The organism is Alteriqipengyuania lutimaris (assembly GCF_003363135.1).
Classification (GTDB): domain Bacteria; phylum Pseudomonadota; class Alphaproteobacteria; order Sphingomonadales; family Sphingomonadaceae; genus Alteriqipengyuania; species Alteriqipengyuania lutimaris.
Map to the genome: position 1 here is coordinate 151,708 of NZ_QRBB01000001.1, position 21,514 is coordinate 173,221.

Consider the following 21,514-nt stretch of genomic DNA (forward strand, 5'->3'; position numbering starts at 1 on the left):
TAAAGATATTTTTATATCTACAAGTCTTGCAGGGACCCGGCGGCGCTCAGGGGCGACGAAGCGTGGCGGCGCACACGCCGCGGGGGTGTTCCTGCCTAGCCGTTCTCGATCTGGCGCAGCAGGCGCAACTGCGCCGCCCCCGCCTCGCTCAGCCGCAGGCCCTCGGGCGTGCGCATGACGTAGCCTTGCGAGAGGAGCCGTGTCGTGTCGGCGTCGGAAGGCGCCTCGCCTTCGGGCATGACCCGGCCGTAGCGCCCGCCGTGATAGATCAGCGGTTCGGCGGAGGTCCGCTCGAAATCGACCACTTCGCCGAGGAAGATGGCATGGTCGCCGCCCTCATATTCGAACTTGGCATTGCAACCGAATCGCGCCGCACAGCCCTCGATCCGCGGCGCGCCCTCGGGTCCGTCGCCGCAATTCAGATCGCCGAACTTGTCCGCCCCGCGGCTGGCGAAGCGGTTGGACAGGTCCTGCTGGTCGGCGGCGAGGATGTGGACAGCCCAGGCTTTCGCGGTCCGGAAGACCGGCAGATTACGGCTGCCGAGCGACAGACTCCACAACACCATCGGCGGGTCGAGCGAGACCGAATTGAAGCTGTTGGCGGTCAGCCCGGTGGGGCGACCTTCCGTGTCGTAGGTCGTCACGATGGTGACGCCGGTCACGAATGTGCCGAGAGCATCGCGAAAGGCGGATTGATCGATCACGACCCAAGCGCCTAGGCAGGCGCGCAGATGAGCGCAAGGCACGTTTCACCGACCCTGCGCGTTGAGCCACACACGTATCGCAAGGAGAGTCCCCCTCATGAAAACCCGCGCCGCCGTCGCCTTCGAAGCCAAGCAGCCGCTCGAGATCGTCGAACTGGACCTCGAAGGCCCCAAGCCGGGCGAGGTGCTGATCGAGATCAAGGCGACCGGAATCTGCCACACCGATGCCTACACGCTCGACGGGCTCGACAGCGAAGGCCTGTTCCCCAGCGTGCTCGGCCATGAGGGCGCTGGGATCGTGCGCGAAGTCGGCGCGGGCGTGACAAGCGTGAAGGAGGGCGATCACGTGATCCCGCTCTACACGCCCGAATGCCGCCAGTGCAAAATGTGCCTCTCGGGCAAGACCAACCTGTGCAGCGCGATCCGCGAGACGCAGGGCAAAGGCCTGATGCCCGATGGCACGACGCGCTTCTCCTACAAGGGCAAGCCGATCTACCACTACATGGGCTGCTCGACCTTCTCGAACTACACCGTTTTGCCCGAAATCGCGGTCGCCAAGATCCGCGAGGACGCGCCGTTCCACACCAGCTGCTACATCGGCTGCGGCGTGACGACCGGCGTCGGCGCGGTGGTCAACACCGCCGATGTGCGTCCGGGCGACAATGTCGTCGTCTTCGGCCTCGGCGGGATCGGGCTCAACGTGATCCAGGGCGCGCGCATGGCGGGGGCCGACCGGATCGTGGGCGTCGACATCAATCCCGACAAGAAGCCCTATGCCGAACATTTCGGGATGACCGATTTCGTCAATCCGAATGAGGTCGACGACGTGGTCGCGCATCTCGTCAAGATGCTCGACGGCGGGGCGGATTATAGCTTCGACTGCACGGGCAATACCGATGTGATGCGCCAGGCGCTGGAATGCTGCCACAAGGGCTGGGGCACCAGCATCATCATCGGCGTGGCAGAGGCCGGCAAGACGATCGAGACACGCCCCTTCCAGCTCGTGACCGGCCGCAACTGGCGCGGGACCGCGTTCGGCGGCGCCAAGGGCCGCACCGACGTGCCCAAGATCGTCGACTGGTACATGGACGGCAAGATCCAGATCGACCCGATGATCACCCACGTCATGAAGCTTGAAGAAATCAACAAAGCCTTCGACCTGATGCATTCGGGCGAAAGCATCCGCTCGGTGGTGGTGTACGACTGATGGCGCAGGCGGCGCCCACGAAGGTCAACCTGGCTGAGAAATTCGAGCAGTTCGACGAGCACTGGGCGCCGCGGATCGCCGGAAGGTACAACGGCAACGAAATCCGGCTGGCCAGGGCATCGGGCGATTTCCAGTGGCACAGCCATCCCGATACCGACGAACTGTTCATCGTGATCGAGGGCACGCTCATGATGGAATTTCGCGACCGCACCGAAACTCTCGGTCCCGGCGAGATGATCGTCGTGCCGCGCGGGGTCGAGCATTTCCCGCGCGTGCCGGACGGCGAAGCCAAGCTGCTCATCATCGACCCGGCGGACACCGCCAATACCGGCGATCCGGCCACCGCATTCACTCCCACGGAGATTTAGCATGACGATAGAAACCGTCAGCGAAAACCGCAGTCATGGCGGCACGCAGGGCGTATACCGCCATAAGTCGACCACGACCGGCACCGACATGACCTTCTCGGTCTTCGTGCCCGAGCATGAGGAGGGCGCGAAGCTTCCGGTGCTGTGGTATCTCTCCGGCCTCACCTGCACGCACGCCAATGTGACCGAGAAGGGCGAATATCGCGCCGCCTGCGCCGAACAGGGCATCATCTTCGTCGCGCCCGACACCAGCCCTCGTGGCGAGGGCGTGGCGGACGACGATTCCTTCGACATGGGTCAGGGTGCAGGCTTCTACGTCGATGCGACGCAGGAACCGTGGACGCCGCATTTCATGATGCGCAGCTATGTCGAAGAAGAACTCCCTGCCCTGATCGCCCGACAATTCCCCGTCGACATGATGCGGCAGGGAATCACCGGCCACTCGATGGGCGGCCACGGCGCGCTGACGATCGGGCTGCGCAATCCCGAAACATTCCGTTCGATCAGCGCCTTTGCGCCGATCGCCAGCCCGCTGAACTGCCCGTGGGGCCAGAAGGCGCTGTCGGGATATCTCGGCGATGATCGCGCTGCGTGGCGGGAATATGATGCCTGCGCGCTAATCGAAGACGGGGCGCGCGCCGAGGCGCTGCTGGTGGATCAGGGCACGGGCGACCAGTTTCTGGAAGAACAGCTCAAGCCCGAATTGCTCGCCGACGAATGCGAGAAGGCCGGCATCCCGCTCACGCTCACCATGCGCGAGGGATACGACCATTCCTATTATTTCATCTCGAGCTTCATGGCCGATCACGTGGCGTGGCACGCGCAGCGCCTGAAAGCCTAGCGAAGGCGCCGGTCAGCTCACCACGAGCCGGGCGGCGACGGGCTCCATCACCTGCTTCTTCTTGGCGAGCGGCGGTGCGGCATGGACCTGGTTCTTGCCCGCCGCCTTTGCCTCGTACAGCGCCGCGTCGGACGCGGAGAGCAGGTCGGTCGACGATTTGGCGGTGTCGGGCAGCGAAGCAACGCCGATCGAGGCGGCCACGCTGCACCCGTGCTGGTCCGAGAGCAGTTCGATCCGCGCGCGCACCTGTTCGGCGCGCATCATCGCATCGTCGATGCCGCAATCGGGCAGGATGACCAGCAGTTCCTCGCCGCCGTAGCGACATACGACGTCCGACGGACGCAGCGCGCCGACGATCTGGGCGGCCACGTCCTTAAGCACCGCGTCGCCCTTGGCATGGCCGTGATTGTCGTTGAGCGCCTTGAAGTTGTCGAGGTCGATCATCAGCACCGACGTCGGCTGGTCCTGCCGCTGGGCGAGCGAGATGAACCGGTCGAGCGTGTCTTCCATGTAACGGCGATTATACAGACCGGTCATCGGATCGCGCAGCGATTGCGTGCGCAGCTGTTCGCGCAGCGAGATGTTGGACAGCGCGAGCGAGGTCGAATCGGCGAGCGCGCGGGCGATCCGCTGCGCCCGGTCGACATTTTCGCAATTGCCGCCACGGTCGGTCAGCACCAGCAGGCCGAAGACCTGTCCGCGCGCCATCATCGGCACTTCGATGCTCGCGACCTCACCGATATAGTGCGAGCAGCACAGCGACTGTTCGGCCGGGTTGTTGAGATGATCCTTGCCGCGCTTGAGCGCCCAGCAATTGGCGGGCGTGAGGCTTTCTGTCGGCTCATAGCTTTCGGGCATGTCCCAGCTGCCGACGAGGTCGAGCCGGTCGCGCGAATTGTTGAACACATACAGCGCGGTGCCGCATCCGGGCAGGAGCTTGCGGCTGGTCGCGCGCAGCACCTGTGCGGCATCGGCATTGCTGTCGGCCGCCTGCAGCGTGTCGGTCATCGCGAACAGCTCTTCGATCTGCTCGTGCGTGCGATTGATCCCGTCGACATGATTCTTGTAGGAGCGGACCTGGATGACCTTGAGCTTGTCGCTGACGATGCTCGCGGCGATCGCAAGGACGATCAGCAATCCGCCGAAGACCACCGCAACCGTGCGCAACTGGTCGTCCTGGGTGATAGCGGCCCCACATGCGATCAGCGCGATCACGAGCATGATGCGCAAGGCCCGCTGCAACAGCGTTACCAGCTTCAGACCGGTGCGACCCTCAAGAACCGATGTTGGAACCATAGATAAGCTCTCCTGACCCTACGGTTATGCACGAAGGGTAAAACAGAGCTTAAGCACTGGAGCGACAGCGAAAATTTTGATCCTTAAGATCTGCCGAATCGATCGCTGAGGGATTTCCCGCATCGAGGATGATCCAGATCTTCGACGGGCACGCAGACCCTGAACGAAGAAGGCGGGCGTCGATGAAACATCGCGCCCGCCTTGCGATATGCTTTCCGTTGCCGCGCACGGCGGCAGCTCGGGTGTCTAGAGGCTCAGCCGGATGCGATTATGGGCCGCTACCAGTTCGCTCTGCTCGACGTCGGAGCTCTCCGGGCGCTCCGCGCCGGGATAGGCGTCGCCCAGAAGTTCGAGCGACGCTTCGATCCGGTCCGCCAGTTCGCCATCGGCCGAGGATATCTGCGTGCGGGACCGCCCGAACATGCCCTCGGCGACCTTGTAGAAGCCGTAGCCGTCCAGATAGGGGTCGTACTGGCCCGTGTTGGTAGAGATCCGGTACATCGCATTGGCGCGGCTGATCTGGTCCGAAATGATTCCCGCCGCGATCATGGCGTCGCTCTGCTCGCCTTCCGGTGCCTTCGTCGCGGCGCTGCGCAGGCCTTCGACGATCGCCTCGTAACGCGCATCGACCTGTTCCTGGCTCTCCCCGGCCTGCACCGATTCCGCGGCCTGGGTGAACAGCGGCTCGAGATCGTCGACGCCCAGCTGTTCGAACACGGGAGCGAGATCGGCGAGAACTTCGGAAATCGGGTGGACGAACATCTGCATCGCCTCTTCGGTGCGTCCGGCGGCATAGGCGTCGCGGGCGGCAACAGCATGCGCCTCCGCCACGGCGAGCGCGCTGCCATAGGCAACGGGATCGCTCGAAGCCTCGGCGGCGGAGACGCCGCCCTCGCCGCTTTCGCCGCCCTCGCCACCTTCACCTTCGCCGCCTTCGCCGTCGCCTACCGCACTGGCCTGCGCTGGCGTGTCGGCATCGTCTCCGGCCTCGCCATTATCGGCGCAGCCTGCAAGAGTAGCTCCTGCGAGCGCGGTTGCGAGGCCCAGCCCGGTCCAGACTTTGAGATTGCTTTGCATCGGAAAAAGCTCCTGTCGATTGACTCGGCCTCTCCCTAGGCGAATGAGGCGTTTATGCAAATCATTATCAAACCGACGAACCCGTAGAGCACCCCATGATCCTCACTATCGCAGCGATCGAATCCGAAGACGATCTCGCCCGCATCGACGCGCTCGTCGCCCAGCTCGTGTGGCGCGACGGTGCGCGAACCGCGGGTGCCAGCGCGCGGGCGGTCAAGCAGAACGAGCAGGCGGACATGACCGGCAAGGCGGGCCGCGAGCTCGGCGCCATGGTCCTCTCCGCGATCGAGGAGCACCCGGTCGTGCGCGCCGCCGCCCGCCCCCGTCGCATGTCGAACATCCTGGTGAGCAAGACCCGCGACGGCGGCCATTACGGCCCCCATGTCGACAATGCGATGATGCGCAAGGGCGCCGCGAAGCTTCGCAGCGACATCTCCTTCACGCTTTTCCTTGCCCCACCCGATACGTACGAGGGCGGCGAGTTGACGATCCATTCCGCAGGATCGACCCAGTCGGTCAAGGGTGAGCGCGGGCAGCTGGTGCTCTACCCGTCCTCGAGCATCCACGAGGTGCGCCCCGTCACCTCGGGCGAGCGGATCGTGTGCGTCGGCTGGATCGAAAGCCTCCTGCCCGATCCTTCGCAGCGCGAATTGCTGTTCGATCTCGAGAACCTGCGCACCACGATGCGGCGGTCGCTGCCCGCGAACAGCGCCGAGATGCTGACGCTCGACAAGTCGATCGCCAATCTTCTGCGCATGTGGGCCAGCGTCTGAGCCTCTCGGTCGGGGCGTCGGTCGGCTGACCCGACGCCCCGAAGCGATCAGAAATCGGCCGAGATCGAGGCGCGCACCGTGCGCGGGCGACCTTGGAGAAGGGCGTTGGAGAAGGTGTCGAAGGCCGAGGCCCAATAGGCTTCGTTGCCCACATTCTCGACCGCGACGCGTAGCGTGACCGGCGTATCGCCCGCCGCGAAGACGTAGCGTGCGCCGAGGTCGAACACCGTCCAGCTGTCGATCTCCAGCGTGTTCGCCGCATCGACGAACTGCTCGCCGCTATGGACCACCCGGCCCGTCAGCGTGATGCCGGATGCGAAGGGCACGTCCCATTCGACATCGGCATTGGCGGTGAATTCGGGCACGCCCGCAACGCTTGCGCCGCCGTCGAGCTCGGCGTCGGTATAGGCCATGCCCGAGATCAGCCGCAGGCCGGGCGTCACTTCGCCGTTGAGCGTGAACTCCACCCCCTGATGGCGCTGCTCGCCGAGGTAGCCGAACTCGCCCGACGGCAGGACACCCTCGCCCGGGCGCTCGATCCGGTAGGCGGCAAGCGTTGCGAACAGGCCGCCCAGATCCAGCTTCCCGCCGACCTCGTATTGCGTCGAGCTGCGGGGGCTGAGCGTTTCGCCCGGATTGGTGACCAGCAGCGGATCGAGCGGCGCGCTCGGCCCCACCTGAAGCGCGGCGATCCGATTGGCGTAGAGCGACAGGCCGTCCACTGGCTTCACGACCAGTCCGACGACGGGAGTGACCTTGTCCTCGTCGTATTCGGTCTCCAGCGCCCCACCGAAATAGCTGAAGTCTCGCTGGCGGATCGACTGCAAGCGCAGGCCGCCGGTCAGCAACACCCGGTCGTCCCAGAACCCGAACGTGTCGGAGGCAAAGGCGCTCATCAGGCGGCGGGTGGCGATGGGATAGGGATCGTCGAGGTCGCCGCCGGCAAAGGCGGTCGGCTGCGGCGCAACCTGCACCGGCGCGTAGAGGTTGGTCGCGAAGGTCGAGAAGAAATCATAGGCCGTGCGATCCTCCTGCCACGCGATGTTGCCGCCGAAATTGATCTCCTGCGTGATCGTGCTGCCCAGCTGCACGCGCAGGCCCGCCTCGACCGCCTGGTTGCTCGCCTCGAAGGGGATGTAGGAGTGGAAGCCGCTGGTCGCATCGCCGGTCGCCGCGTCGGTGACCTGGATGCCGCCGTAGATGCCTTCCTCGTCGCCTTCGCGCGCGCCCGCTTTGGCATAGAGCGTCGCGTTCGGCGCTACATCGTATTCGAGGCTCGCGAAGCCGAACAGTTCGGTCAGATCGCTGTAGGTATAGTCCTGCGCGTAGTTCGCATCGGCATCGGGCACCGCCGGGACCGCGGCGCTGGCGATCGTCACCTTGGGCCGCAGGTTGTCGACCCGGATGTCCTGGTAGGCAAGGTCGAGCGCGGCGCGCAGGTTGCCGCCGTCATAGTCGAAGCTCGCGCCGATCACCTGCGTGCGGCGGTCTTCGCCGTCGACCGCGGTTTCGCCGTCGCGGTACGCACCGTTGATCCGCACGCCGAACTCGCCACCGCTGCCGAAGCGGCGCGCCACGTCGACGCTGCCGCCGAAGCGCGAGGCCTCCCGGTAACCGGCGGTAACACGGGTAAGGTCTTCATCGGCGCGCTTCAGCCGCAGATTGACGCTCCCGCCCAGCCCCGTGCCGCCCGGCGCCGCGCCGTTGAGAAACGCGCTCGCACCGTTGAGCACCTCGACGCTGCCGAGCAGTTCGGGCGCGACCAGCTGGCGCGGGGTGATGCCGTAGAGGCCGTTGAGGCCGATATCGTCGCTATACAACGGAAAGCCGCGGATCACGAAAAGCTCGGCCGCATTGCCGAAGGCGTAGGAGGTGCGGATCGTGGGATCGTTCTGCAGCACTTCGCCCAGCGACAGCGGCTGCTGGTTGAGGATTAGGCTCTCGTCGTAGGTCCGCACCGCGAAGGGCAGGTCCTCGGCGGGCTTGTCGCCCAGCACGCCCGCACTGCCGCCATTGATCACCGCGCTCGCGTTCTCGCGCTGCGCGGTGACGATGATCTGATTGTCTTCGGCAGGAGTGGCGCCCGTCTCGGGCATCTCGTCCTGCGCGAGCGCGGGGGTGGCGATCGCGGCGGCGATGACGAATGCAGGCAGGTGCTTGCGCGCGAATTTCATGCGGGATTCTTTCTCTTCGATGGGATGGGTTTCGATTTGGGAGAGGGTGCCGGGCGCGTGGCGCGCCGCCATGAGATCGCGATCGCCACGAGGGTCGAGCCGAGCAGGCTCCACGCCGCGATGTCGCGCGCGCCCTCTCCGGTCAGGCCGACGACGAGGCCGAGCAGGCTCGCCGCGCCGATGAGGATCGGCCAGGCGAAGATCGCAAGATTGGAATGGGGGCGGCGCGCGCTCATGCGGGCACCTTGGAAAAGCCGCCGCTGTCGATTTCGGCGATGCGCCGGTCGATCGCGCCGGGCCGCCGTTTGAACCACAGCAGCACGCCGGTCCACAGAACCCAGATCGTCGCCAGCGTCAGCAGCGCCCAGACGATCTTGAGCGGCAGGCCGGCATAGTCGCCGAAGTGCAGCGGCTTGCTCATCATCAGCGCCTGGTTGATCGCGGGCATGGTCGCGACGTCGGTGAGCTCGCCGGTGCGCGCGTCGACCAGCGCAGGCGTCAGCAGGTACTGTGTCGCGGGCCGGTCGCCCTGGAAGAAGATCGCGTAGTGATGCCCGCTGCTCCACGCGCCGCCCGGGAAGCCGATGAACTGCGGATTGCGGCCCGGCAGGCGCGCGCGCGCGGAGGCCATCGCCGCGTCGAGCGATCCATAATCCGCCGGGGCGAGAGGGCTCGCGTCCGCATAGGCGGCCGTCATCTGCGCCACCTGCGTGTTGCGCCAGTTGTCGGTCAGCGGATCGGCGAAGGCGTTGATCGCGCCGGTAAGGCCGATGACCAGCGCCCAAGCGAGAATGACGATGCCGAGCAGGTTGTGCTGGTCGAGCCGGCCGACCCGCTTCGACCGCTCAAGCCGCAGCGTGCCGAAGCGCAGCTTCCGCATGAAGGGGGCATAAAGGACCGTCCCCGAAACCAGCGCGACGACGAAGCTGAGGCCCATCACGCCGAGGAACAGCATGCCCGGCAGCCCCAGCAGCATGTCGGTATGCAGGTGCAGGATGGTCTCCATCACCCCGCCCGTGGGCGCGGGGCCGAGCGATGCTCCGGTCGCGCGGTCGAAGAACAGCAGCGTCATCTCGCTACCGGGTGCTTCGGGCGTCGGCCCGGTGGTCACGGTCAGCAGCGGGCTGTCCTGGCTGAAGGCCATGAACAGCGGCACTTCTCCCGGACGCTCTGCGAGCGCCCTCGCAAGCATTGTGTCGAGCGGCAGGCCCGCTTCGGCCGATGGCGCCCCGGCGAGGGTACGCTCGTAATCCTCGGAGAAAGCCGCATCGATCTCGTCATGGAAGATCAGCGGCAGTCCGGTCACGCACAGCATCAGCAGGAACAGCGTCGGGATCAGGCTGCTCCACTTGTGGATCAGGTACCAGAATCGGATCGCGCGGCGGGACATGCGCGTCGCCTAGGCGCGAAGCCATGTAATTGCAACGCATTCGCATTACGTCCAGACGGCGTCTTTGAGGGCGCGAATGGCCAGTAACCGCACCTAGAAGGTGTCGGGCAGCGCGAGCAGGCACGCAAGGATGCCGGTCATCAGCGCAAGGGTCGGCATCACGAGCATCAGCACCGGCCTGACGCCGATCCGGAGGAGCGCGGTGAGCGACGTCTTGCACCCCAGCGCGGCAATGGCGGTCACCAGCATGATCTTGGCCGCCCCCGAAACGCCGTCGAGCACCGCCTCCGGCACCACGCCGGAGCTTGCGATCGCCGAGAGCACCACGAAGCCGACGAGAAACCACGGCAGGATCGAAGGCATGGCCCGCCCTGCCCCCTCGCTCGCCGCGCCGACACTGCGCGCGGCCAGCCACGTCATGCCCCCGACCACCGGAATGAGGCACGCGACGCGGATGAGCTTGACGATCGTCGCCGTCTCGCCCGCAAGGTCGGACACCGTGTAGCCTGCCCCCACCACCTGCGCGACGTCGTGGATGGCGGCGCCGAAGAAGATGCCCGCCTGGTGATCGCTCATGCCGAGCGCGGTGGCGATCAGCGGATAGGCCACCATCGCGATCGTGCTGAGGACCGTGACCCCCACCACGGCGACCGCCGTGGTCGCGCGGTTGCGCTCGGTATCGGGGAGGACCGCGCTGATCGCCATCGCCGCAGACGCGCCGCAGATCGCCACCGATCCGCCGTAGATGAGGCCCGAGGCGCGATCGAGCCCCAGCGCCTTCGCCACCAGAATCCCGCATGCCAGCGTCGCGGCAACGCCCGACATCGCGAGCAGGACGGTCGCGAGGCCGAGCGGCGCGATCTGCTGCGCCGTGATGCCGGCGCCGAGCATGGCGACACCTGCGCGCAGGAGCGGCCGTGCCGCGAAGTCGATCCCGGCGGCGTAGGCCTTGCCCAGCGGAAGCTCGTGTACGGCCAACCCCAGCACGAGCGCGGTCACCATCAGCGGCACTCCGAACGCGGCGTCGCACACATAGGCGCACGCCGTGATCGTACCGGCGAGGGCGAGACCCGGCAGGTAACCTGGCAGCAGGCTCACGCTGGCCCTGAGACCGCGAGAGCCGACCAGGGAAGGGCCGAGGCCGACCGTCTCTGTCTGGCTGTTCACGCGTTCTCGAACGCGCCGCCGCGCTCCTGTCCTCCGACCTCCTGCTTCGGCGTCGGCTTGCGGACGCGGTTGGCGACCATGCGATCGTGAAGCTCGGTCACCGCTGCGCTGCCGGTGCGCACGAAGAGGAAGGGCAGCAGACCGTGCAGGAGGCACGCGACCCCGCCGAGAACCATCCGGAAGCCGAAGCCGCTGGAGGCCTGCAGGTGCTCGAGATAGGTCTCCCCGACCGTCTCGGGATGTTCGACGAAATAGCGCTTGATCAATCCGGCCTCCGATTATCTTGTCGGCCGGAGGCTATCGCCACTGCTGGAGAAAGTGCTCCCTTTCTTTCTCCTTCTACGCCCGAGATAGAGAAATTTTTTCTCTTATTGCTTTGATATTGAGCAGCGCCATGGCAGCTTCTCTTCCCATGGACATGATCGACAGGAAAATCCTCGCCCTGCTCCAGAACGATGCCAGCATCACCATCGGCGATATGGCCGAAAGCGTCGGTCTGTCGACGACGCCGCTCTGGAAGCGGATCCAGAAAATGGAAAAGGCAGGCGTGATCCGCAAGAAGGTCACGCTGATCAATCAGGAGTCGGTGGGGCTCACGCTTACCGGCTTCGTGTCGATCCGCACAAGCGATCACAGCGAAGCATGGCTGGGCCAGTTCGGCGAGGCGGTCAGCACGATTCCGGAGATCGTCGAGGTCTACCGGATGGCCGGCGAAGTGGACTACCTTCTGAAGATCGTCGCGCCCGACATGGCCGGCTACGACAAGGTCTACAAGCGGCTGATCGACAAGGTGAAGCTTTCCGACGTGAGCGCAAGCTTCTCGATGGAAGTCGTCAAGGAGACCAACGTCCTCCCGCTCGACTATTCGACGTAGAAAGGATCTGTCTTGCAGGTCCTGCCCACTTTCCCGGGCACCAGAACCGCGTCCTTCCCAATTCCCGATGCCCTCGCTTTCCGCAGGCATTTCACGCAAACCGACAATATCGGACTTTGGCCGGTCATGAGGCAAATTTCTCCGGTCTGCGCCCGCGAAAGCAAGCGATGCAGCGGACAAGCGCGGTGACGAGCCCCGTGTAACCGGTTGCACCGCATCTCGCTTTGGCGCAGGTGCTGGCACGCCATATGGGAGAGCACACGATGACCGGACCGACCCCAAGCCCCCCTCGCAGGCCTCTCTGGCCGCTCGGCGCGCTGGCCGCACTCGGCCTTGCTTCGGGCGCGGCGGCGCAGGACGAGGTCACGCATCGCCAGTGCTCCCCCGATGGCGCGCTGTGCTTCGAGCTCGGCACCGATGAAACGGTCCCCGTCTATCGTGTCCTGCGCGATGGTGAGGAAGTCATCGCCTCTTCCCAGCTCGGTTTCATGCTGCGCGGTGCAGGCAAGTGGCAGCGCGGCATAGTGCTCGGTGAAGCCTCCCGCTCCAGCCACGACGAAACATGGGAGCAGCCGTGGGGCGAAAGCCGCCTCGTCACCGATCGGCACAACGCGATGCGTGTGCCAATGACCGAACAGGGCAAGACCCGGCGGACGATCACGCTTGCTGTGCGCGTTTTCGACAATGGCATCGGCTTCCGATACGAATTCCCGGCCCAACCCCAGATCGACCCCCAGCTTGACGACGTCATTATCGACGAGGAGCTGACCGAATTCACGATCGCGGGCGATGCCGAGGCCTGGTGGATCCCGGGCGGCGAGTGGAACCGTTACGAATATCTCTACGCGCGCACGCCCGCCCGCGAGGTCGGCACCGCGCATACGCCGATCACGTTCCGCCGCGCCGACGGCCTGCATATCGCGCTGCATGAGGCCGCGCTCACCGACTATGCCGCCTACTGGTTGCAGCGCATCGATGCCCAGCGCTTCCGCACCCGGCTCGCACCCTCCTCGCAACCCTGGAAGGTGCGACGCGACGCGCCCTTTGCCACGCCCTGGCGTGTGATCCTGATCGCACCCGATGCGCCGGGCCTCTATGCGGCCGCGGATATCGTCCTGAACCTCAACGAACCGAACCGCCTGGGCGAGGTCCCCTACGCCAGACCGCAGAAATATGTCGGCATCTGGTGGGCGATGCACCTCGATCTTTGGAGCTGGAATGCGGGCCCCAAACACGGCGCGACGACGCAGCATGCGATCGACTATATCGACTTCGCCGCCGAGCATGGTTTCGACTCGGTCCTGATTGAGGGGTGGAACGAAGGCTGGTGGAGCGAGAGCGGGCGCAATTTCCAGTTCGCCACCGCCTATCCCGATTTCGACATGGATCGCGTCGCCGCCTACGCCGCCGAGCGCGGCATCGAAATCATGGGCCATCACGAGACCGCGGGCAACGCGGGGCTGTACGAACGCCAGCTCGAAGAGGCGCTCGACTATTACCAGCGTCACGGGGTGCACGCGGTCAAGACCGGCTACGTCGCCGATGCAGGCGTCGTGCTGCGCGAGGATCCGGACGGCACCGAGCAGTGGGAATATCACGACGGCCAGTTCATGGCGCGGCACCACGCCTTGGTGGCCGAGCGTGCGGCGGCGCACGAGATCGCGATCAACGCGCACGAGCCGATCAAGGATACCGGACTGCGGCGCACCTGGCCCAACCTGATGACTCGCGAAGGCGCGCGAGGGACGGAATACATGGCCTGGGGCGAGCCGCGCAATCCGCCCGATCACGAGCCGACATTACTGTTCACGCGGATGCTGTCGGGCCCCTTCGACCTGACGCCGGGCATCGTCAGCCTCGAAGGCCGAGGCGGCGAGCTCCTCCCGAACACGCTTGCGCGCCAGCTCGCGGATTACGTCGTCATCTATTCACCGCTTCAGATGGCGGCGGACTTGCCGGAAAACTACCTCGCCGCTCCCGACGCGCTGGACTTCATCGAGCAGGTGCCGGTCGACTGGGAGCGCACGAAGGTCCTGTCGGGCGAGATCGGCCAATATGCGGTCGTCGCCCGCCAGCGGCGCGGCGGGGACGACTGGTGGATCTGCGGCGTGAACGATGACGATGCGCGGACCGTCGACATCGACCTCTCGTTCCTCGATCCCGGCACCCGCTACACCATCGAAATCTGGCGCGATGGCGAAGGCGGCGGCATTAATGGCGATCGTTTCGCAATGGTCCGCGAAACGCGCGAGATACGCGGCGGCGACCGGCTGGCAATCGAGATGCTGGCGGGTGGCGGGTTCGCCATGTCGCTCCGCCCGCGTCGCTAGACGCGGGGTCCGGAGCGATCAGTGGTGCGCGTGATGTCCCGGACCTGCGGCCCGAAGCGCATCCTGGCGTCCCTTGGCTGCTGCTGCGGTATCGCCTGTCGGCGCCTCGACCGCAGGACCGTCGCTGTCGCGATATTGCGCGCGTAGAGCTTTGAGCTTGTCCTTCATGCGCGCCACCACCCCTGCCATAGCGGGATCGTCGATCCGGTTGTGCATTTCGGACGGGTCGGTCTGCAGGTCGTAGACCTCCCACTGGTCGATATCGCCGTAGAAGCGCATCAGCTTGTAGCGCCCCTGCTTCACCCCGTAATGCGCCCTCACCGAATGAAAGCCGGGGTATTCGTAATAGTGGTAGTAGATCGCATCGCGCCAGTCGGCCGGCGCGTCGCCATCGACGACCGGGCGCAGGGAGCGGCCCTGGATCGTATCGCGCGGCCCTAGCCCGGCGAAATCGAGAAAGGTCGGTGCGTAATCGACGTTCTGCACCGGCGCGGCAATGCGTGTCCCCGGCGCGATCCGCCCGGGATATTGCATCACCAGCGGCGTGCGCAGGCTTTCCTCGTACATGAAGCGCTTGTCGAACCAGCCGTGCTCGCCAAGGTAGAAGCCCTGGTCTGAGGTGTAGACGACGATCGTGTTGTCCGCCTCGCCCGAAGCTTCCAGCCAGTCGAGCACCCGGCCCACGCTGTCGTCCACTGCGGCGACCGTGCCCAGATATTCGCTCATGTAGCGCTGGTACTTCCAGATCGCCATTTCGCGCTCGCTCATATTCGCGGCGTTCATCGCGTCGTTGCTGTCCTGCAGCGCGCCGAAATAGGCGGAGCGCTGCTCGGGTGTCATCCGCTCGAAATCGTCGGTCCAAGGGTTGAAGCGCAGCTCGTCCGTCCCCTCCTCCACCGTCATCTTGAGGTCGTGGCCCTCGTACATGTCGCGGTAGATGTTCATCTCCTGCGCGGCGGCGGCAGGGCGACCATCGTAATGGTCGAAGTAGTTGGTCGGCACGGGAAATTCCTTGCCGAGGTATTTCTGCACGTGGCGGATCGCGGGCATGAAATTGCGGTGCGGTGCCTTGTGATGGATGAGGATGGCGAAGGGCTGCTCTTCCCCCGCGTTCTTCTCCAGCCAGTCGATGCTGTAATCGGTAACGATGTCGGTGGCATAGCCTTCCACGACCCCGCGCCCGCCAGGCGTGATGATGTCGGGATTGTAGTATTTGCCCTGATCGTCGAGCACCGCCCATTCGCCGATCCCGGCTCCCTCGGGCGAGTAATTGAGATGCCACTTGCCGAACAGGGCGGTGCGGTACCCCGATTGCCCCAGCTCGCGGACCCAGTTCCACGATGAATTGTCGAACTTCTGCCCGTTCTGCGTGAAGCCGTGCATGTGGCTGAACTGGCCGGTCAGCATCGTCGCGCGACTCGGCCCGCACAGCGAATTGGTGACGTAGCTGTTCTCGAACAGCGCCCCGTTGGCCGCGATGCGATCGATATTGGGGGTAGGCGCGAGCCGCCCGATCTGCGTGCCGTAGGCGGAGATCGCCGTCTGCGCGTGATCGTCCGACATGATGAAGATGATGTTCGGACGATCCCGCTGCGTCGTGGCGTCTGGTGCGCTTCGTGTCTGGGATGACGGAGGCGGGGATGGTGTCGCACACCCCGCCAGAGACATTGCGAGAGTCGCGAAAACCGCTGCGCAACGCCTCATCATCATCCTTACTCCGTCAGCCTGAAGGTCACGGGCGTGGCCGCCCCGGCGCCGGAAGACGGCGCGATCCACAGCTGGAACTCGCCCGGCTCCCAGCCATGCGACATGTCGGCGCGGGTGAAGGCGAGGTCTGCGGGCTCCAGAGTGAAGCGTACGGTCCGGCTCTCGCCCGGTTGCAGGGCGATCTTGTCGAAGCCCTTGAGCTCCTGCACCGGCCGGGTGACCGATCCGACCAGATCGCGCACGTACAGCTGCACGACCTCTTCGCCCGCGACCTCGCCGGTATTGGTGATGGTGGCACTGGCGGTGATCGATCCGTCTGCGCCCATGCTCGGCGCGCTCAGCGTGACCGGCGAGTAACCGAAGCTCGTGTAGCTCAGCCCGTATCCGAAGCGATAAAGCGGGTCGTTGGGCGTGTTGAGGTATCGCGAGACGTATTTCGCCCCCGGCTCACCCAGCTCGATCGGGCGGCCGGTGTTCTTCATGTCGTAGTGGATCGGCACCTGGCCGACCGTGCGCGGGAAGGTGACCGGCAGGCGGCCCGAGGGGTTGTAGTCGCCATAGACAACGTCGGCGACTGCGTGCCCGCCCTGCGTGCCCGGGTACCAGGCGTGGAGGATGGCGGGCACGTTGTCGTTCGCCCAGGTGATCGAATTGGGCCGACCGCTGAGCATGACGAGGACCACCGGCTTGCCGGTCGCCACCAGCTGTTCGAGCAGCGCCTGCTGGTTGCCCGGCAGGTCGAGCGAGGTGCGGCTCGCCGCTTCCCCGGTCATGTCCCACTTCTCGCCCATCGCGGCGACGATGACGTCCGATCGTTCGGCCAGCGCCAGCGCTTCGGCGAAACCGTCGGTCTTGCCTGCGTCGGCGAACTCGTAGCTCGCGCCCCTGGCGTATTCGACGCTCACGCCGTCCCGCGCATTGGCCTGCATGCCTTCGAACACCGTGACCGGGCGCGTCCCGCGGTCGCCGGCTGCGGCCCAGCTACCGATCATGTCCGGCTTGCTGTTGCCCAGCGGGCCGATCACCGCGATCCGTTTCGCCGATGCGGCGAGCGGCAGTACATCGCCCTCGTTCTTGAGCAGGACCATCGACTTGCGCGCCACGTCGCGCGCCGCCTCGAGGAATTCCGGCTTGTAGAGCGTCGCCTTCTCGCGCGCCTCGTCGGCGTAGCGATAGGGGTCTTCGAACAGGCCCAGACGGTATTTCATTTCGAGGATGCGTCGCACCGCGCGGTCGACGGCGGCCATCTCGATCGTGCCGTCCGCGACCGACTGCGCCAGATGGTCCATGAAGACGGCGCCCTGCATGTCCATGTCGACCCCGGCGTCGAGCGCCTGTTCGCCCGCCTGCGCAAGATCGGCAGCGTAGCCGTGGGGGACCATCTCGTTGATCGAGGTATAGTCGGTGACCACGAAGCCGTCGAAACCCCACTGGTCGCGCAGCACGTCGGTCAGAAGATAGCGGCTGCCGCTCGCCGGGACGCCGTCATATTCGTTGAATGCGGTCATGAAGGTGGCGACGCCTTCGTCTACCGCGGCCTTGAACGGCGGCAGATAGACGTCGCGCAGCGCCCGCTCCGAAATATCGACCGTGTGGTAATCCCGGCCCGCCTGCGCGGCGCCATAGGCGGCGAAATGCTTGGCCGTAGCGAGGATGGTGTCGGTCGCGCGCAGATCGTCGCCCTGGTAACCGCGAACCCGCGCGCGGGCGACCTGCGAACCGAGATGGACGTCTTCGCCGGCCCCTTCGGAAACCCGGCCCCAGCGCGCATCGCGGGTGATGTCGACCATCGGCGAGAACGTCCAGTGAAGGCCCTCCGCCGACGCTTCCAAAGCGGAGACGCGGGCGGCCTTCTCGACCGCCGCCATATCCCAGCTCGCCGCTTCGCCGAGCGAGATCGGGAAGATCGTGCGATGGCCGTGGATGACGTCGTATCCGAACAGCAGCGGAATGCCGAGCCGCGTTTCCTCGACCGCCAGGCGCTGCAATTCGCGTGTGTAGCCCGAGGTATAGGCATTGAAGATCGCACCGACACGGCCCGCGCGAATGTCCTGCTTATAGGTATCGCGCATCGTCGGACCGGTCGATTCCCAGTCGCTTGTCAACAGCGTCAGCTGGCCGACCTTATCCTCGATCGTCATCCGCGCCATCAGTTCGTCGATGGTGCGATCCATCGCGGGATCGGACGCGGCCCAGGTCGGCTCGGCGGGTTCGACCGGGACCACCTGGCCCCGCGCATCTGCCACGGCCTGGCTCGCCATGGGCGATGTATCCATCGCAGTGGACGCGCATCCCGCCAGCGCCGGCAATACTGCAAGGGCCACAAGCCGTTCGGCAATGAATCTCATTGTCTCTCCCATCTGTCGCCTCCTGGCGATCCTGTTGCGGCGCCCCCGTTGCAAGGATTCGCCGATCCGTCAGAGCGCTCTATACAGGCAATATGAAACCGGTTACAAGGCCGCGCATAAGTTCGATTCGACCCGGAGCATGGGCGGATACGAAGGCCCTCGGAAAGCCGAGGGCGGTATGGGGGAGATAGAGTATGACCTCGACAGTTTCGGGTTTCAGTTCGTTTGGTTCGTTCCGGTTGCGGCGGCTCGCCGCGGCCTTGGCGTTCACCACCGCCGGTGGTGCGCTTGCGGTCTCGATGGCGGCGCCGGCCCACGCGCAGGAATCCAGTGCATCGCTGCGCGGCTCGGTTACGGGCGCAACCCAGGTTACCGCGGTTGACGTGGAAACGGGTTCGCGGCGCACCGTGGAAGTGTCAGAGGATGGCCGATACAATTTCCCCCAGCTGCGCCCGGCCACCTATTACCTCGAGATCACCGGTGCCGACGGGGTCGTGCGGCGCACCGATGAATTCACGCTCCAGATCGCGCGCGACGCGGTGCTGGATTTCGACGACATCGCTCAGGAAGCGACCGTCCCGGGCCAGGCCGACGAGGCGGGTGAGACGGAGAATCTCATCATCGTCACCGGTGGCCGGATCGTCACGCAGGAAGGCGGCGAGGTCGGCGCCAATATTTCGCAGCGCGAGATTCAGACCCTTCCGCAGAACAACCGCAACTTCCTCGCCTTCGCCGACCTCGCGCCGGGCGTTTCCTTCGAAGACCCCGATGGTCAGTCGCGCATCCAGGGCGGCGGTCAGAACAGCCGCACGGTCAACGTCTATATCGATGGCGTCGGCCAGAAGGATTACGTCCTCAAGAACGGCATTACCGGGCAGGACAGTTCGCAGGGCAACCCCTTCCCCCAGCTGGCGGTCGGCGAATATCGCGTGATCAGCTCGAACTACAAGGCGGAGTTCGATCAGGTCAGCTCGGTCGCCATCACGGCGGGGACGAAGTCGGGTACGAACGAATTTCACGGCACCGCCTTCGTCGACTACACCGATACCGGCATGCGCGAAGAAACCCCGCTCGAAAAGTTCGGCGGGCGCGAGAAGGCCGAGACCAAGGATATCCAGTTCGGTGGAGCGCTCGGCGGCCCGATCATCGAGGACACGCTTTTCTTCTTCGCAACTTACGAAGGGAAGCGCCGTCGTCTGCCCGTGGTTATCGAGCCGGGCCAAGATTTCCCGGTCAGCTTCTTCCCGACCGAGCTGCAGGACCTCTTCGGTCCGACCCAGCAGGAATTCAACGAGGACCTGTATTTCGGCAAGCTCAGCTTCGAGCCGACCAGCCGCGACCGGTTCGAGGTTTCCGGCAAATATCGCAACGAGTCCGGCATTTTCCTCGGCAACGGCAGCGCGGCGGTGGAAACGGCCGCGTCGCAGGATGTCGACGAGAAGCGTGGCCTCTTCCGTTGGGAGCACAGCGGCGACAATTTCGTGAACGACTTCAAGGCGACCTACGAAAGCGCCTTCTGGTCGCCGCGTCCGCAAAACTTCACGCCCGGACAGATCTATACCTACGGCGGGGTCAGCCCCGTTACGGGCCAGAATCTCGTCCGCCCGCAGATTCTGCGGATCGGGGGCAGCGCGAACTTCCAAGACAAGGGGCAGGAAGGTTACGCCCTTCAGAACGATTTCACCTGGACCGGTCTTGAAAATCACACGATCAAGGCGGGCGTGAAGTCGAAGTGGGTCCGGCTCGACCGGGTCGAGCAGAACTTCTTCAACCCGCAGTATTCCTACAACGTGAACCTGATCCCGGGCGGCTTCAACACGACCGTTCCCTACAGGGTTCAGTTCGGTGCCGGCACCGGCCAGGGCACGCCCTCTGTCATCTCTAAGAACTGGCAGTTCGGCGTCTACATCCAGGACGACTGGGTCGTGAACGACCGTCTGACACTGAACCTGGGTATCCGCTGGGATTACGAGGAAACGCCGTCCTATCTCGATTTCATTACTCCGGCGGATGTCGTCGCCGCCGTTTCGGAGGCCAATTATCCGAATATCTATCAGCCGGGCGTCGAATACGACATCAACGACTACATCACCGACGGCACGCAGCGCGAAGCCTTTCTGGGCGCGTTTCAGCCGCGTCTCGGGTTCAGCTACGAGTTTCTGGACCGCGGAAAGCTCACGCTCTTCGGCGGCTACGGCCGTTCCTATGACCGCAACCAGTTCGATTTCATCGCGCAGGAAGTGAGCATCAACGCGTACAGCACGCGCGAGTTCAACTTCATCACAGGCGATCCGAACAACACCTGCAACCCCAGCCCGACCTGCGTGCCGTGGGATCCGATCTACCTCACCGAAGAGGGCCGGCAGCTTCTGCTCGACAATGCAGGCGTCGGCGCGGGTCGCAGCATCCGCCTGATCAACAACGACCTGAAGGTGCCCTATTCGGATCAGTTCAGCATCGGCCTGCGCAGCGACCTGACCAGCCTACTCAACGTCGAAGTCGGCTACCGGCATATCAAGAGCCGCGACGGGTTCGCCTATCTTCTCGGCAACCGGCGCGAAGACGGCAGCTTCTTCACGCCGCCCCCGGCCACCCCAGGCTCGCCGTTCGGCTTCGCGCCTCCGGGATGGGGTTCGATCATCATCGGGACCAATGGCCTGAAGACCGATGAAGATGCGGTGCACTTCAAGTTCGTGAAGCGCTATACCCAGGAATCTCCGTGGAACCTCTCGGCGACCTATACCTATACCGACGGCACCGAGAACCGGGCCTTCGGCGAGTACTTCTCGTTCGATTTCCCGACCCTGGAGGATTACACGGTCAAAACTTCGAGCGGTCTGCGCAAGCATCGGCTTGTCATTGCCGGGGCGGTCGATCTGCCTACGGGAACCACCCTGTCGGGCAAGTTCCTCATCTCTTCGCCGCGGTATCTCAACAGCTTCGTCCGGACGCCCGGCGGCACGCCGCCGGTCGAGGTCGTGACGGTCGAAACCGAAGGCAACGGCGACCGCTGGGGCTTCCGCCAGCTCGATCTGGCGATCACCCAGAACATCCCGCTCAAATTCCTGAGCGACCGAACGCGAGTCTATGTGCGTGCCGATATCATCAACGCAATGAACGACCGCAACTACAACAGCTTCAACGGGATTACGGGTGAGCGCAATCCCAACGCCTTGGGCACCGACGGCCCGCCGCGTACGCTGAAGCTCTCGGCCGGGTTCGAGTTCTGATCCTTCCCCCTCGCGCCGCCGCTTCCTG

17 protein-coding genes are annotated in these 21,514 nt (G+C 65.0%); 7 read left to right on the top strand and 10 right to left on the bottom strand.

The features are described 5' to 3' along the window. Nucleotides 1-95 precede the first annotated feature (95 nt). On the bottom strand, nucleotides 96-704 hold the full coding sequence (locus DL238_RS00735; RefSeq protein ID WP_115490519.1) for a flavin reductase family protein: 609 nt from the start codon (nucleotides 702-704) through the stop codon (nucleotides 96-98). 97 nt (nucleotides 705-801) lie between these two features. Between DL238_RS00735 and DL238_RS00740 the strand changes: the two genes are divergently transcribed. From DL238_RS00740 to fghA, 3 genes are read left to right on the top strand one after another with little or no spacing between them, the layout of a single operon-like run. Beyond that, nucleotides 802-1,911: an S-(hydroxymethyl)glutathione dehydrogenase/class III alcohol dehydrogenase gene (locus DL238_RS00740; RefSeq protein ID WP_115490520.1), complete on the top strand. Its 1,110-nt coding sequence runs from the start codon at nucleotides 802-804 to the stop codon at nucleotides 1,909-1,911. After that, nucleotides 1,911-2,279, top strand: coding sequence for a cupin domain-containing protein (locus DL238_RS00745; protein ID WP_115490521.1), 369 nt, complete (start codon nucleotides 1,911-1,913; stop codon nucleotides 2,277-2,279). The genes DL238_RS00740 and DL238_RS00745 overlap by 1 nt, the downstream gene beginning before the upstream one ends. A 1-nt stretch (nucleotide 2,280) precedes the next feature. Next, nucleotides 2,281-3,120, top strand: a complete 840-nt coding sequence (gene fghA, locus DL238_RS00750) for an S-formylglutathione hydrolase (RefSeq protein WP_115490522.1) — start codon at nucleotides 2,281-2,283, stop codon at nucleotides 3,118-3,120. A gap of 12 nt (nucleotides 3,121-3,132) precedes the next feature. Here fghA and DL238_RS00755 read toward each other — a convergent pair whose 3' ends face one another. Together DL238_RS00755 and DL238_RS00760 are read right to left on the bottom strand one after the other, a co-directional pair. Further along, nucleotides 3,133-4,416 carry a sensor domain-containing diguanylate cyclase gene (locus tag DL238_RS00755; protein ID WP_115490523.1) on the bottom strand — a complete coding sequence of 428 codons (1,284 nt, stop codon included), beginning with the start codon at nucleotides 4,414-4,416 and terminating at the stop codon, nucleotides 3,133-3,135. Nucleotides 4,417-4,662: 246 nt separating this feature from the next. Continuing rightward, nucleotides 4,663-5,493, bottom strand: a complete 831-nt coding sequence (locus DL238_RS00760) for a hypothetical protein (RefSeq protein WP_115490524.1) — start codon at nucleotides 5,491-5,493, stop codon at nucleotides 4,663-4,665. A 95-nt stretch (nucleotides 5,494-5,588) separates the two neighbouring features. On the opposite strand from DL238_RS00760, the gene DL238_RS00765 reads away from it, so the two are divergent. Next, nucleotides 5,589-6,266: a Fe2+-dependent dioxygenase gene (locus tag DL238_RS00765; protein ID WP_115490525.1), complete on the top strand. Its 678-nt coding sequence runs from the start codon at nucleotides 5,589-5,591 to the stop codon at nucleotides 6,264-6,266. Nucleotides 6,267-6,313: 47 nt separating this feature from the next. Here the strand turns inward: DL238_RS00765 and DL238_RS00770 are convergent, their stop codons facing one another. From DL238_RS00770 to DL238_RS00790, 5 genes are all read right to left on the bottom strand, one after another. Then, nucleotides 6,314-8,440: a TonB-dependent receptor gene (locus DL238_RS00770; protein WP_115490526.1), complete on the bottom strand. Its 2,127-nt coding sequence runs from the start codon at nucleotides 8,438-8,440 to the stop codon at nucleotides 6,314-6,316. After that, nucleotides 8,437-8,676 (bottom strand): hypothetical protein, encoded by a 240-nt coding sequence (locus tag DL238_RS00775; RefSeq protein ID WP_115490527.1) that lies wholly within the window; start codon nucleotides 8,674-8,676, stop codon nucleotides 8,437-8,439. The genes DL238_RS00770 and DL238_RS00775 overlap by 4 nt, the downstream gene beginning before the upstream one ends. Then, nucleotides 8,673-9,830 (bottom strand): PepSY-associated TM helix domain-containing protein, encoded by a 1,158-nt coding sequence (locus tag DL238_RS00780; RefSeq protein ID WP_115490528.1) that lies wholly within the window; start codon nucleotides 9,828-9,830, stop codon nucleotides 8,673-8,675. The genes DL238_RS00775 and DL238_RS00780 overlap by 4 nt, the downstream gene beginning before the upstream one ends. Nucleotides 9,831-9,923: 93 nt before the next feature. Next, nucleotides 9,924-10,997 (bottom strand): YeiH family protein, encoded by a 1,074-nt coding sequence (locus DL238_RS00785; protein WP_115490529.1) that lies wholly within the window; start codon nucleotides 10,995-10,997, stop codon nucleotides 9,924-9,926. Beyond that, nucleotides 10,994-11,263 (bottom strand): DUF6356 family protein, encoded by a 270-nt coding sequence (locus DL238_RS00790; RefSeq protein WP_115490530.1) that lies wholly within the window; start codon nucleotides 11,261-11,263, stop codon nucleotides 10,994-10,996. Before DL238_RS00790 ends, DL238_RS00785 begins: the two co-directional genes overlap by 4 nt. Nucleotides 11,264-11,415: 152 nt before the next feature. Between DL238_RS00790 and DL238_RS00795 the strand changes: the two genes are divergently transcribed. Beyond that, the gene (locus DL238_RS00795) at nucleotides 11,416-11,871 is read left to right on the top strand and encodes an Lrp/AsnC family transcriptional regulator (protein ID WP_234030899.1); all 456 of its coding nucleotides are present in this window, start codon (nucleotides 11,416-11,418) and stop codon (nucleotides 11,869-11,871) included. Between the two features lie 263 nt (nucleotides 11,872-12,134). Further along, nucleotides 12,135-14,201: a glycoside hydrolase family 97 protein gene (locus DL238_RS00800; RefSeq protein WP_115492688.1), complete on the top strand. Its 2,067-nt coding sequence runs from the start codon at nucleotides 12,135-12,137 to the stop codon at nucleotides 14,199-14,201. 18 nt (nucleotides 14,202-14,219) lie between these two features. Here the strand turns inward: DL238_RS00800 and DL238_RS00805 are convergent, their stop codons facing one another. Continuing rightward, the gene (locus tag DL238_RS00805; RefSeq protein ID WP_325048427.1) at nucleotides 14,220-15,911 is read right to left on the bottom strand and encodes a sulfatase family protein; all 1,692 of its coding nucleotides are present in this window, start codon (nucleotides 15,909-15,911) and stop codon (nucleotides 14,220-14,222) included. A 2-nt stretch (nucleotides 15,912-15,913) separates the two neighbouring features. Continuing rightward, nucleotides 15,914-18,169, bottom strand: coding sequence for a beta-glucosidase BglX (gene bglX, locus DL238_RS00810; RefSeq protein ID WP_234030901.1), 2,256 nt, complete (start codon nucleotides 18,167-18,169; stop codon nucleotides 15,914-15,916). 281 nt (nucleotides 18,170-18,450) lie between these two features. Here bglX and DL238_RS00815 point away from each other — a divergent pair, with 281 nt between their 5' ends. Next, nucleotides 18,451-21,486: a TonB-dependent receptor gene (locus DL238_RS00815; RefSeq protein ID WP_115490534.1), complete on the top strand. Its 3,036-nt coding sequence runs from the start codon at nucleotides 18,451-18,453 to the stop codon at nucleotides 21,484-21,486. Nucleotides 21,487-21,514: the final 28 nt, after the last annotated feature.

Bases quoted from the DNA above. Each gene is read 5' to 3' on its own strand.
- DL238_RS00800 (WP_115492688.1), top strand. From the start codon at position 12,135: ATGACCGGACCGACCCCAAGCCCCCCTCGCAGGCCTCTCTGGCCGCTC.
- DL238_RS00740 (WP_115490520.1), top strand. From the start codon at position 802: ATGAAAACCCGCGCCGCCGTCGCCTTCGAAGCCAAGCAGCCGCTCGAG.
- bglX (WP_234030901.1), bottom strand. From the start codon at position 18,169: ATGGCGAGCCAGGCCGTGGCAGATGCGCGGGGCCAGGTGGTCCCGGTC.
- DL238_RS00795 (WP_234030899.1), top strand. From the start codon at position 11,416: ATGATCGACAGGAAAATCCTCGCCCTGCTCCAGAACGATGCCAGCATC.
- DL238_RS00780 (WP_115490528.1), bottom strand. From the start codon at position 9,830: ATGTCCCGCCGCGCGATCCGATTCTGGTACCTGATCCACAAGTGGAGC.
- DL238_RS00745 (WP_115490521.1), top strand. From the start codon at position 1,911: ATGGCGCAGGCGGCGCCCACGAAGGTCAACCTGGCTGAGAAATTCGAG.
- fghA (WP_115490522.1), top strand. From the start codon at position 2,281: ATGACGATAGAAACCGTCAGCGAAAACCGCAGTCATGGCGGCACGCAG.
- DL238_RS00770 (WP_115490526.1), bottom strand. From the start codon at position 8,440: ATGAAATTCGCGCGCAAGCACCTGCCTGCATTCGTCATCGCCGCCGCG.
- DL238_RS00805 (WP_325048427.1), bottom strand. From the start codon at position 15,911: ATGATGATGAGGCGTTGCGCAGCGGTTTTCGCGACTCTCGCAATGTCT.
- DL238_RS00765 (WP_115490525.1), top strand. From the start codon at position 5,589: ATGATCCTCACTATCGCAGCGATCGAATCCGAAGACGATCTCGCCCGC.
- DL238_RS00815 (WP_115490534.1), top strand. From the start codon at position 18,451: ATGACCTCGACAGTTTCGGGTTTCAGTTCGTTTGGTTCGTTCCGGTTG.
- DL238_RS00775 (WP_115490527.1), bottom strand. From the start codon at position 8,676: ATGAGCGCGCGCCGCCCCCATTCCAATCTTGCGATCTTCGCCTGGCCG.
- DL238_RS00760 (WP_115490524.1), bottom strand. From the start codon at position 5,493: ATGCAAAGCAATCTCAAAGTCTGGACCGGGCTGGGCCTCGCAACCGCG.
- DL238_RS00755 (WP_115490523.1), bottom strand. From the start codon at position 4,416: ATGGTTCCAACATCGGTTCTTGAGGGTCGCACCGGTCTGAAGCTGGTA.